At 69.3% G+C, this 12153-nt stretch carries 10 protein-coding genes; 8 read left to right on the forward strand and 2 right to left on the reverse strand.

What is annotated here, in order from left to right:
- Positions 1-21: 21 nt before the first annotated feature.
- The 5 genes from ACQPXB_RS20215 to ACQPXB_RS20235 all read left to right on the forward strand — a co-directional run bounded on the left by ACQPXB_RS20215 (position 22) and on the right by ACQPXB_RS20235 (position 6602).
- Positions 22-981: an ABC transporter permease gene (locus tag ACQPXB_RS20215; protein WP_432854448.1), complete on the forward strand. Its 960-nt coding sequence runs from the start codon at positions 22-24 to the stop codon at positions 979-981.
- Positions 978-1886, forward strand: coding sequence for an ABC transporter permease (locus tag ACQPXB_RS20220; RefSeq protein ID WP_432854451.1), 909 nt, complete (start codon positions 978-980; stop codon positions 1884-1886). The genes ACQPXB_RS20215 and ACQPXB_RS20220 overlap by 4 nt, the downstream gene beginning before the upstream one ends.
- Positions 1883-3553: a dipeptide ABC transporter ATP-binding protein gene (locus ACQPXB_RS20225; RefSeq protein WP_432854453.1), complete on the forward strand. Its 1671-nt coding sequence runs from the start codon at positions 1883-1885 to the stop codon at positions 3551-3553. The genes ACQPXB_RS20220 and ACQPXB_RS20225 overlap by 4 nt, the downstream gene beginning before the upstream one ends.
- A 407-nt stretch (positions 3554-3960) precedes the next feature.
- Positions 3961-5349, forward strand: a complete 1389-nt coding sequence (locus ACQPXB_RS20230) for an amidohydrolase family protein (RefSeq protein WP_432854456.1) — start codon at positions 3961-3963, stop codon at positions 5347-5349.
- A 110-nt stretch (positions 5350-5459) separates the two neighbouring features.
- Positions 5460-6602, forward strand: a complete 1143-nt coding sequence (locus tag ACQPXB_RS20235) for an LLM class flavin-dependent oxidoreductase (RefSeq protein WP_432854459.1) — start codon at positions 5460-5462, stop codon at positions 6600-6602.
- Positions 6603-6710: 108 nt separating this feature from the next.
- Here ACQPXB_RS20235 and ACQPXB_RS20240 read toward each other — a convergent pair whose 3' ends face one another.
- Complete coding sequence (locus tag ACQPXB_RS20240; protein ID WP_432854462.1) at positions 6711-8033, reverse strand: hypothetical protein; 1323 nt, start codon at positions 8031-8033, stop codon at positions 6711-6713.
- 144 nt (positions 8034-8177) lie between these two features.
- On the opposite strand from ACQPXB_RS20240, the gene ACQPXB_RS20245 reads away from it, so the two are divergent.
- Positions 8178-8693, forward strand: a complete 516-nt coding sequence (locus ACQPXB_RS20245) for a DUF2199 domain-containing protein (RefSeq protein ID WP_432854465.1) — start codon at positions 8178-8180, stop codon at positions 8691-8693.
- Here the strand turns inward: ACQPXB_RS20245 and ACQPXB_RS20250 are convergent.
- Entirely contained in the window at positions 8690-9964 is a 1275-nt protein-coding gene (locus ACQPXB_RS20250) for an MFS transporter (protein ID WP_432854468.1), read from the reverse strand. The two genes, ACQPXB_RS20245 and ACQPXB_RS20250, sit on opposite strands and share 4 nt — an antisense overlap.
- A gap of 337 nt (positions 9965-10301) precedes the next feature.
- On the opposite strand from ACQPXB_RS20250, the gene ACQPXB_RS20255 reads away from it, so the two are divergent.
- On the forward strand, positions 10302-10937 hold the full coding sequence (locus ACQPXB_RS20255) for a DUF3558 domain-containing protein (RefSeq protein WP_432854471.1): 636 nt from the start codon (positions 10302-10304) through the stop codon (positions 10935-10937).
- A gap of 214 nt (positions 10938-11151) precedes the next feature.
- Entirely contained in the window at positions 11152-12060 is a 909-nt protein-coding gene (locus tag ACQPXB_RS20260) for a DNA-3-methyladenine glycosylase family protein (RefSeq protein WP_432854474.1), read from the forward strand.
- Positions 12061-12153 lie beyond the last annotated feature (93 nt).

Genomic DNA, 12153 nt, shown 5'->3' on the forward strand with positions numbered 1-12153 from the left:
GGCCCAGGAGGTGAAAACGCCATGCGTCGCTACGTGATCCGCCGCATCGCCCAGGCGGTGGGCGTGCTGTGGGCGGCCTACACGATCTCGTTCCTCGTGCTGGACTTCCTGCCCGGCGACCCGGTGTCGGCGATGGCGGGCGCCGGCACGGACTCGGGGCCGGTCGACCCCGCGCAGCTCGCCCGCCTGCGTCACGAGTACGGGTTCGACAAACCCGTGATCCTGCAATACCTCGACTACCTCGGCAGGGCGGTGCGGGGCGACTTCGGCGACTCGATCTCCACCGGCCGACCGGTCACGGCCACGCTCGCCGACGCGTTGCCGCAGACGCTTGCTCTCGCCGGGGCGGCGCTGCTGCTGGCCGTCGTCTTCGGTGGGGGACTGGCGGTGCTGGCCACCTACACCACGCAGCGGTGGCTGCGTCAGCTGCTGTTGTCCCTGCCGCCGCTGGGGGTGTCGGTGCCGACGTTCTGGATCGGGCTGATGCTCGTGGAGCTCTTTTCCTTCCGCCTGCGGTTGTTCCCGGCCTTCGGCGGCGAGGGGGTGCGCGGGCTGGTGCTGCCGGCCGTGGCGCTGGCGGTCCCGACGGGCGCGATCGTGGCCCAGGTGCTCGCCAAGAGCCTCTTGACCGCGCTGGACGAGGCGTACGTGGAGACAGCGAGGGCGAAAGGCGCCGGGCGTGCGCGGATCCACTGGGGACACGCGCTGCGCAACGCCTCGCTGCCCGCGTTGACCGTCGTCGGTCTGCTGGCCGGGCAGCTGATGGCGAACTCGGTGGTGATCGAGACGGTGTTCTCGCGCGACGGGCTGGGCCGCGTGACCGCGGGCGCCGTGACGGTGCAGGACATTCCGCTGGTCCAGGGAGTGGTGGTGTTCGGGTCGTTGGTCTTCGTGGTGGTGAACCTCGTCGTCGACCTCGTCTACCTGCTGCTGGACCCGCGGATCGTGGTCGCGACCGGGAGACGGGTGGGTGTCGCGTGAGCCAGGGACTTGTCGACGACGTCGCGGCCGGGGCGGTTCTCGGCCCCGAGCCGGCCGACGCCGGGGGGACGCCGGGAAAGCGCCGTGGGGTGGCGCGGTTCCTCCTGCGGCGCCCGGGCCTGGTGGCCTCGGTCGTCGTGGTGGTCCTCGTGGTGCTGGCCGCGTTCTGGCCGGATCTGTTCACCTCGCGGGATCCGCTGCGCGGCACGCCGGCGCAGCTGTTCCAGGCCCCGGGCGGCGCGCACTGGTTCGGCACCGACGAGCTCGGCCGCGATGTGTTCACGAGGGTCGTGCACGGAGCGCAGCTTTCCTTGCAGGCCACGCTGATCGCGCTGGCCGTCGCGTTCGTGGCGGGCGGGCTGCTGGGGCTGGTCGCCGGGTTCGTCGGGCGCTGGGTCGAAGACGTGCTGATGCGGTTCGTCGACGTGCTGCTCTCGATCCCGGCCCTGTTCCTGTCGCTCGCGCTGGTCACCGCGCTGGGCTACGGCACGGTGAAGGTCGCGATCGCCGTCGGCATCGCGAGCGTCGCGGGGTTCGCCCGGGTGATGCGCGCCGAGGTGCTCAGGGCGCGCCAGGCCGTGTTCGTCGAGGCGGCCCGCTCGTGCGGTGTGCGGTGGTACTCGGTGCTGCTGCGCCACGTGCTGCCCAACGCGATCGGCCCGGTGGTCGTGCTGGCGACCGTCGAGATCGGCACGGCGATCCTGGCCGTGTCCTCGCTGAGTTTCCTGGGCTACGGAGCGCCGCCGCCGGCGCCGGAATGGGGCACGTTGATCTCCGACGGACGCAACTACCTGGCCAACGCGTGGTGGCTCACCGCGCTGCCGGGCCTGACGATCGCGGTGACCGTGCTGGCCACCAACCGGATCGCCCGGGCCCTGGACGGCGAATGGGCGCGACAGCGATGACCGAGCCCGAACCGCTGCTGCGGGTGCGTGAGCTGTCGGTGACCTACCGCACGCGAGGCGGGCAGGTGAGTGCGGTGCGTGGAGTCGACCTCGACGTCGGCGCCGGCGAGGTCGTCGCGGTGGTCGGGGAATCCGGCTCCGGCAAGAGCACCACTGCACACGCGATCATCCGGCTCCTCGCGGTGAACGGCCACCTCGACACGGGTACGGTCCGGTTCGGCCGGCACGAGCTCACTGCGTTGTCCGAGCGGGAACTGCGGACGGTCCGCGGCGCGCAGATCGGGCTCGTGCCCCAGGACCCGACCGTGTCGCTCAACCCGGTCAAGCGCATCGGCGAGCAGGTCGCCGAGGTGCTGCGGATCCACCGCCTGGCGAGCCGGCGCGCCGCGTGGCCGGCCGCGATCGAGGTCCTGGACCGGGCCGGCCTGCCGGACGCGGCCACCCGCGCGCGCCAGTACCCCCACGAGCTGTCCGGCGGCATGCGGCAACGCGCCCTGATCGCGGTGGCCATCGCCGCGAACCCGCGGCTGATCATCGCCGACGAGCCGACCAGCGCGCTCGACGTGACCGTGCAGCGGGTCATCCTCGACCACCTGCAGCGGCTGACGGAGGAGTCGGGCACCTCGGTGCTGCTGGTCACCCACGACCTCGGCGTCGCGGCCGACCGGGCCGACCGGATCGTGGTGATGTCCGAAGGCCGGGTCGTCGAGACCGGCCCCGCGGCCGGCCTGCTGGCCGACCCGCAGCACGAGTACACGCGGCGGCTGCTGGCCAGCGCGCCGAGCCTGACCACGGCTCACCCTCGGGTCTCGGCGCCGGCGCCGATCGGATCCGCGGCGCTGGTCGAAGTCCGCAACGCCGTCAAGGAGTTCCGGCTGCCGCGCGTGGCGGGCCCGGCTCGGACGTTGCGCGCGGTCGACGACGTCAGCTTCACCCTCCACCGCGGCCGGACGCTCGCCCTCGTCGGCGAATCCGGCTCCGGCAAGTCGACCACCGCCCGCCTGGTGCTGCGCCTGACCGACCCGACCGCCGGCGAGATCCGCTTCGACGGCACCGACGTCACCACCGCCCGCGGCGCCGAGGTGCGGCAGCTGCGCCGCCGCGCCCAGCTGATCTACCAGAACCCGTACGCCTCACTCGATCCGCGGTTCTCGATCGGCGAGGTGATCACGGAACCGTTGCGGGCCTTCGGCGTGGGGGACCGCGTCTCCCGCCTCTCGCGCGCCCGCGACCTCCTCGACCGCGTCGCGCTCCCCGCGGCCACGCTCTCCCGCTGCCCGGCCGAACTGTCCGGCGGGCAACGCCAGCGCGTCGCCATCGCGCGGGCCCTCGCGCTGTCCCCGGACCTGGTGGTGTGCGACGAACCCGTCTCGGCGCTCGACGTCTCCGTCCAGGCCCAGGTGCTCGACCTGCTGGCCGAACTCCAAGCCGACACCGGCCTCGCGTACCTGTTCATTTCCCACGACCTCGCCGTCGTCCGCCAGATCGCCCACGACGTCGCCGTGATGCGCCAGGGCCGGATCGTGGAAACCGGCACCACCGACGCCCTGTTCACCAACCCGGGCCACGAGTACACCCGCGAACTCCTCGCCGCGATCCCGGGCAACCGGCACCCCGACGGGCCCCGACGGCGCGACGTTCTCGGTGCCTTCGACCCGACAGTTTGAGTACGCAGTCGAACACAGCACTGCTGTCGCCCGAGTCCGCGGCCTCGGTGAACCATTGATCTTGCCGTTCTGTTGAAAACCGTTCGACGGCCGACACCGATATGGTGGCGGAGGGCCGTCAAACCTGGTGGTGCAGCGACGTTTCCAGGGCTTCCGAAGCGACAACTGGAGGCAACTCGTGGAAGACCAATGTGCTCGACCGGCACCACCGTCGCACGCTGGTCACGTCGATCGACAGCTCGGCGCCCGGTCCCGTCTGGAGACGATGAGCAGCACCGAGCGACTGGCGCAGTCCGGCTGACCGGAATACCACCTGAGGGTTATGGCCACGGCCGCTCTCGCGGAACAGGGTGGGTGCCCGGGGTCCCGAAAACCGGCCCCGCCCATCTTGCGAGAGGACGATTCGAGTGACGCACGACGTCGGCGCGCCAGCGCGAACGGACCTGGTCATCACGGCGGGCGCGATCGCGACGATGGACGCGACCCGCCGGATCATCCGCGACGGCGCGGTGGCCGTCACCGGCAACCGGATCGTCGCGGTCGGCAAACGCGACGAGATCCTCGCCGCCCACGCGCCCGCGAAGCTGATCGACCGGCCGGGCGGCCTGCTCACACCCGGCCTGATCGACTGCCACCACCACCCGGCGGGCGCGTTCCTGATCAGCGGTGTCGTCGACGAGCAGCTGCAGGTGAACCGCCTGAAGGAACGCGTCATCCCGCACGAGGACCAGCTGACCGAGGACGAGGCCTACACCGCGGCCTCGGCGAGCTTTGCCGAGCTGATCCGCCACGGCACCACCTGCTTCGCCGACGGCGCCGGGCCGCGCACCGCCGCCACGGCGCGGGCCGCGCTCGACATCGGCATCCGCGGGGTGCTCGCGGCGAAGTCCGGTGACCAGGCCGGGCCGTTCGGCGGAAGCGTCCCGACCGCCGAGGAATGCCTGGCCGAGGCCGACGACATCCACGACCGGTTCCACGGCGCCGGCGACGGCCGCCTGAAAGTCTGGTACGACCTCGACATCCCGCCGGCCGTCAGCGATCGGCTGCTCGAGGGCGTCGTCAAGCGGGCGAACGAACGCGACACCGGCATCCTCGGTCACTTCATCGGTGCGCGGACGGACGCGAGCCGCAACCCGGATCTCGAGCGGTACGAACGGTTCGGCGTGCTCGACCAGCGGCTGCTCCTGGCCCACATCGCGTGGCTGCCCGAAAGCGACATCGAGTTGCTGCGGGCCGCGAATGTGTCCGTCGCCCACTCGCCGTCCGCCAGCCTCACCGGCGGCAACGGCTGGGTCACCCACGGCGTGATCCCGGAGCTCGTGGCCGCCGGCGTGAACGTCACGCTCGGCACGGACGGCGCGGCGATCAGCCGGTTCCTGGACCTGGTGCGGGTGATGTACGTGGCGGCCGCCGCGCACAAGGACGTGCGCCGCGACCCCCTGATCATGGGTGCGCACTCGGTGTTCGAAATGGCGACGGTCAACGCCGCCGACGCGCTGGGCTGGTCCGCCGAGATCGGCTCGATCGCGCCCGGCCGCGCCGCCGACCTCGTGGTCTTCGACGCCACCGGCCTGTCCTGGTCCCCGAACCGGCTGGCCAACCCGATCGCCGACCTCGTCTACTCCGGCAGCGGCACCGACGCCGAGACGGTCGTGATCGACGGCCGCGTGGTGCTGGAGGGCAAGCAGCTCAAGACCGTCGACGTCGAGCAGCTCAAGCGGGACGTCGACCGGGCCGCCGACACGGCGCTGGGCCGCCTCGGCCTCCGGGCGGCGCCCCTGTGGCCAGTGGAGTGATGTGCAGGGCGGGAAATAACACCTGAGGGGTATGGCGATTCGGAGGTTCCCGGCGCGAAACTGTCCGGCACCTGGGTTGGTTTTTCCATCAGCCGTCTCCATTACGAGGAATGAGTTCTTCCGTGGAAGAAAACGTCGTCAAGCCCAATCCCATTCGGGATTCGGCCAACAAGCTCAAGCTGAGCATCTTCGGCATGAACGGCGGGGGCGCGTCCTTCACCTTTCACCCGGACCGGTTCTCCGGCGACTGGGAGGCCACCGCGCGCCTCGCGAAACGGGCGGACGCGCTCGGCATCGAAGGGTTCGTCTCCGCGTCGCGCTGGCACCCTTTCGGCGGTGACGGGCACTATTCGGGGGACGTCATGGAAACGCTCTCCTGGGCCGGTGCCGTCGCCTCGATCACCGAGCGCATCAGCGTCATCAGCACCGTGCCGATCACGCTGGTCAATCCGGCGTTCGTCGCGAAGGCGGAAGCCACGCTCGACCTCATTTCCCGCGGCCGCGCGGGAATGAACCTGGTGTGCGGCTGGTTCCAGCCCGAGTTCGACCTCTTCGGTGTCGCCATGAAGGAACACGGCGACCGCTACGCCTACGGCGACGACTGGATGGAGGTGTTCGACAAACTGTGGTCCTCGACCGAATCCTTCGATCTCAAGAATGACTCCTTCGAGCTCAAGAACGCCATTTCACAACCGCACCCCCTCCAGTCCCGTCCGGTGCTGCTGAATGCCGGGGGCTCACCCCGCGGCCGCCACTTCGCCGCCCAGCACGCCGAAGTCGCCTTCACCATCCCGGACGACCCGGACCCCCGCGCGGTGCAGGCGCGAGTGGCCGAATACCGCGAAGAAGCGCGCAAGAAGTTCGGCAAGGAAATCCAGATCTGGCTCTCCGCCTACGTCGTGCAGAAGGACACCAAAGCCGAAGCCGAAGCGTACGCCCACGACTACATCGTGACCCAGGGCGACGACAAGGCGGTCGAGGAGTTCATCGCCGCCAACATCCCGAACGCCAAGACCATGCCGCCCGAACGCATGGCCGACATGGCCAACGAATTCAAGGCCGGCTACGGCGCCTACCCCCTCGTCGGCACGGCCACCGACATCGCGACCCGCATGACCGAACTCTCGGCCGCCGGCGTCGACGGCCTGATGCTCCTGTGGCTCGACTACGAGACCGGCCTGGAACGCCTGGCCGCCGACGTCCTGCCGCGCCTGGAAGAAGCCGGCCTGCGCTCGCCCGCCCCCTCGGCCTGATCGCAGCGGCCGTTCGTGGCCGGGCCCGGGTTTTCGGGGCCCGGCCACGGATGTTCTGTGCCCGCGCGCGATCACCGTCCGACGTGATCTCGGCGGTGGCCAACGAGGTCAAGGAATTCGCTTCAACCGGTCGACGATCGTGTTCACGACCTTCCCGAAAACCGCGTTGAGCGCGGGCTGCTGGTAGTCCTCGTGCTTGAAGGCCCACAGGGTGACCACGTGGCGGCCGACCTTGAACAGCAGGTGAGGGCTGCCGCCCGTGGGTACCCAGCAAGTGTCGCCGTCTCCGAGCTCGGCTTCGGTCTCCTCCGAAGGCGCGCCACCCGGTCCGGGGGTGTGCGGGTGGCATTGCACCTGGTTGGAGTACGTTGCGCCATCAAGGTTGTCGTACGTGTCGAGCTGAACCGTCAATCCATCCTGGTCGATCAAGTTGCCCGTGTTGGCATGATTCATGCGATAGCAGCTGCTCCACACGTATTTCCACGGCCCCTTGCCGGAGTCCTGGGCATCGGCGGTGAACCGCACCGGACCGATCGACGACTGTTCCTGAACCCGGCCGGACGCGGTGTCGTCCGTGAACGACAGCCCCCAGTCTTCGGGCCGGTACACGTCACATGCGTTCGGCACGTTCCAGGGTGGCGCGAACCGGTACTTGGAGAGTCCCACCTTGCCGGGCCCGGCGGCCAGCTTGCCGGCGATCTGATCGATCAGGAACTTCAGAGCGTCGGCGGGTTCCTGGGAGATGCCCGGGCTGTCCTCAGGGGTGCCGTAGTCGCTGGCGTGCATGGTCAACGTGGCCCAGTACTGGTCGCCACCCCAGAAGAAATACACCTCGTACTCATCGGGATAGACGGACGTCCCCATCGTCACATAGATCTGCATGTCGCCACGCGTCTCGTGGCTGACGGTGTGGGACTGGGTGCTCTGTTGCGACTCGGGATTGGTGGCCAGGCGCCAGATGGTGTCCCGGTCGCTCGAAAAGCCGTCGCTCTCGTACTGCTTCTGGTCGATACTCAGGCCGAGCTGGTACTTGTCGTCTCTGCCCGTCATCAGGCACTCGGACGCGGGTTCCGGCGAGCTGTGCGTCCCGGACGGATCGTAGGTGACAGAACCGGGGGCCGGGGGACCGTCATTGCCGGTGAACTTCATCTGTATGAAGGTCTTCTCGGGATTGATCACGAACCCCGCCTGCTGCATCAGGAACGGGTTCATGATCGCGCAGGCGTCGTAGACGGGCTGACCGGCGTACGTCATCGCCTCGGCCGGAGCCACGGTCAGGTTCTCAAGGGCAATCCCGGTCTCGGCCTGCTTCGCCTCAGGGGAGTTCGCCGGGTGAGCCCGGCCCGCAATCGACGAGCTGCACGCGGTCACCGCCAGCACCCCTGACACGGCGAGGCAGGCCCACATCCTGGCCTTCTCGGAAGCCTTCACCGCAGATCTACCCCCTCGATTCTCCTCCGAATTCCGATCCTGCCCGCTTGGCCGATGGACCGCAGGATTTGCCGTCGCGGTGGCTTTCGGTGGATGGGCGCGAACTCATGTGCTGAGGCTCCGAGCATCCCTATGCTGTGTGCCATGACCACCGACCTCGGGTACGACTGTTCCTGCTGCGGCCGGCACCACGACGAGCTCCCCTTGGGCTACGGAACATTCGCGCCCGCCTACTGGCACGACGGCCTGACCGGCAATCCCGGCAGCATCCTCGGCGACGAGCAATGCGTGATCGATGGCGAACACTTCTTCATCAGGGCGCGCCTGGTCCTGCCGACCCTGGACACCGGCGACGACTTCGAATGGGGCGTGTGGGTGTCGCTCAGCGAGGCCAACTTCGCGCGCGTCGCCGAACTGTGGACCAAGCCGGAACGAGTGCAGGAACCGCCCTACTTCGGCTGGCTCGCCACCGAACTCCCCACGTACGAGCCGACGACCTTGAACCTGAAAACCAACCTGCACAGCCAGCCCGTCGGCGTCCGGCCGACCGTGGAACTCGAGCCCACCGACCACCCGCTGGCGGTTGAACAGGGCACCGGTATCACCCGTGCCCGCGTGCAAGCCATCGCCGAACTGCTCCTGCACCCGACTCGTGACTAGCGGGCGGGCGCCGCGGCGGGACCGGTGAGCGCTCGCAGGCCGCCGGAGAAGTGCGTGGCGATCGCGAGCACTGCCATCACGCCGGCGAACACGATCGTGGCCGCTGTCGGGCTCAAGGCCGAGGCCAGCAACCCAGCGGCGATCGGGCCGAGCCATTGGATCGACGTCGACGCGACGCTCATCGCGCTCTGCACCCGGCCCATCAGCTCGTCCGGGATGATCTTCATCTCGTAGGTCGCGAAGACGACGTTGAGCGGCGAGAGGAGGAACATCATCACGGCCAGCAGCGCGCCGACCGGCCACGTGCCGGGGACCAAACCCATGGCGAGCGCCACGACGGCCATCGTCCAGGACATGGTGATGACCAGCAGCCGTCCGGGGAACCGCTTCACGATCCGGCTCGAGAGAAGTGCCCCGGCGAGCCCGCCGAGGGCGCCGATCGAACTCACGGCACCGACGAGTGAGGCATCACCGCTGCGGCCCTGGACGATCACGATCACGAGCAGGACCAGGCCGCTGTAGCAAGCCGAGACCAGGGAGACCCACGCTGCCGTGAACCGCAGGTAGGCGTTGCCCCGGATGAACTTCAAGCCGGCGCCGATGCTCGCGAAGACCGACTCTCCGGGACCGCTGTCCTCGTCGTCACGGTCCGGGCCGAGCGGGCGCTTGATGAGCAGCACGCCGACCGCGCTCGCCAGGAACGACAGGGCGTCCGAGAGGAACGGCACCCAGCGCGTGACGCCGAACAGGAAACCGCCGACCGCGGGGCCGGCCAGCTTGATCGTCCTGACCCTGGCCTCGTACTGGCCCCAAGCGGCCGCCATCTGCTCGTCCGGCACGAGGCGCCGCAGCGCCGCGAGTTGCGCCCCCTGAGTCAGTCCGCCGGCGAGCCCCTGCACGAACCCGACCGCGGCAAGACCGCTCACCGCGACGTGGCCGGTCAGCACCGCGACCACGACGCCGCTCACCGCGGCGGCCTGGACCAGCGGGCCGATGACGAGAATCGCCCTCCGGGAGAATCTGTCCGCGAGCACGCCGCCGAACAACATCGTCATCAGGCTGCCGACAATCACGGCCGCTTCGACAACACCCGCGCCCGCGACCGACCCGGTGACCGCCAGCACCAACAACGGATAGGCGACAACGGACAGCGCACTACCGAAATCCGAGAAGGTGTCTCCGATCCACCAGCCGGTGTAGTCACGATTGCGGAACAACAGCCCGTTCGACTGCACGTGCTCAGTGGAAACGGCTGCGGCTTCGTCCTTCACACATCCCCCAGGCATTGACGGCCTTTGCCATGGCAGCGTAGCGAGAACAGAACTCGCTTTCGCACGCGCCGTTGACGAAGAATTTCGTTTGTCACAACCGCTTTCGCGATGTTGTCGAACGCCGCACCGATGTTCCGGGCCGGTTCGACACCACGTACGGTCGCTCGCGGTCGGCCGGCGCGGCCGTCCCTCGTCCGGTTCTGCATTGTCGGCGATTCGCAGTAAGATCCGATAGTTACGTTCCGTTAATCGACGGAACCCAGAGTAGGGGAGCCGGATGCACGACGCCGCGAGCGGTCATGGCGGCGCCACGCCCGTCGGGCGACGAGAAGCAGTGGTGGGTCGAGCCGTCGGTGGCGCGGGCATGAGGGCGTGGGCGTTGGCCGGGCTTGTGGTGCTCGCCGCGGGTCTGCTCAGCGGGTGTGGTTCGGCCAAGCCGCACCGTCTGCTCTCGCAGCCTCCGGCTCCGGCGCAGACCGGGGCGCCGCTGCCGTTCACCCAGGTTGACCGGCCCGTCGACCTGGCCAAGTTCGACTCGGACCCGTGCAGCCTGCTCACCAAGGACCAGGCCGCGGCCGTCGTGGCTGACCCGCCCAACGACATCCGCGCGAACGTGCGAAACGGCCCTTCTGACTTCGGGTGTTCCTGGACCAACCACCTCGGTGCGCTGATCTCGGCCTTGAAGCCGATCGACGGCCCTAAGACACTCGCCGAACTGTCGGTGGACGGCCTGAAGAAGGACGGCAAACTCGACCCGTGGACCGAGACGTCGATCGCCGGCCTCCCCGCGGTCGTCTACCACGTCTTCCGGCACACCTACGAGTGCTCCGTCTCCGTCCAAGTCACCCATGACCAGATGCTCACCTTCGACATCCAAGGCGAAGACCTGCCCGGCAGCTACTGGGACAACGACCGCTGCGGCGGACTCGCGAAAATGGCCGAATTCGTGATCGGCAATCTTCGGCAAAGCTGAAACTCCCGGCTGGCTGCCGAGACGGGCTCCATGACCTGCGCCTGCACTACCGAGGTACAGTCGCCTCCCGCCGAGCAGTGCGCGAGCAGGTCGGCGGCGCGGGCGCAACCAACAAGCCCGCTGCGCCGGCCCGGCGCGCTGGAACCTCCACCGTCATCTCCGGTCCTCGAGGCAGACCGCCCGGAGAACCGTCTCGAGGGAGGGGACGTTGGAAATGCCACCGGACCAGTCGACGCACTGGGAGCCCGGCTTTCCCGTGGACGCGAAGCTGACGCTCAAGAGCCTGCGGCGCGGCCGGTACGACCCCACCCACCGGGTGGAAGCCGACGGGACGCTGTGGCGCACGGCCCGCACCTCGTCAGGGCTGGTCACCTACCGGATTCGGCAGCAGCGCCTGGACGATCTGGACGTCGACGCGTGGGGGCCGGGGGCCGAGGAGCTCGTCGGGAACATCCGCAGCGAGCTGGGGGAGCACGATCGCCCCGAGGAGTTCCGGCCGGGGCATCCGGTGCTGGAACGGGCCTGGAAGCGGCTGCCGGGACTCCGCGTTCCGCGTACGGGGCGGCTGTTCGAGGCGCTCGTCCCCGCCGTGCTGGAGCAGCGGGTGGTCGGCCTGGACGCCATGGCCGCCTGGGCCCGCCTCGTCCGGGCGCACGGCGGTGCGGCACCGGGACCGGCGCACGAGACGATGCGGGTCATGCCCTCTCCCGAGGAATGGGCGAAGATCCCGGTCTGGGAATGGCGGCGCGCCGGGGTCGACCTCCAGCGGTCGAGGACGATCACCTTCGTTTCACGGCATGCGGCCAAGCTCGACCGTGCCGCCGGCGACCCCGCCCGCGCGTACGAACTGATGTCGCTGATGCCGGGCGTCGGCGTGTGGACCGCGGCGCAGGTCGGGCACCGGGCGCTCGGGGATGCCGACGCGCTGCCGCTCGGCGACTTCCACCTCGGCCGGATGACCGGGCTGGCCCTCGCCGGCCATCCCCTCGCCGACGACGAGATCGAGGCGTTTTACCGGCCGTGGAGGCCACACCGTTATCGGGTGGTGCGGATCCTCGAACTCACTCCCGGCACGGCGCCGCGGCGTGGCCATCGTGCGCCCCGGGCCCAGCGGTTCCGGTGACGAGCCGGTCGTATGTCCACTTCGGAACGTCTTACCTCTGAGTGATTGTCGGCACTACAACGGCGAAATCGCGACGTTCTACCGGGAAACTGG

The organism is Amycolatopsis sp. CA-161197, assembly GCF_050942255.1.
GTDB lineage: Bacteria > Actinomycetota > Actinomycetes > Mycobacteriales > Pseudonocardiaceae > Amycolatopsis.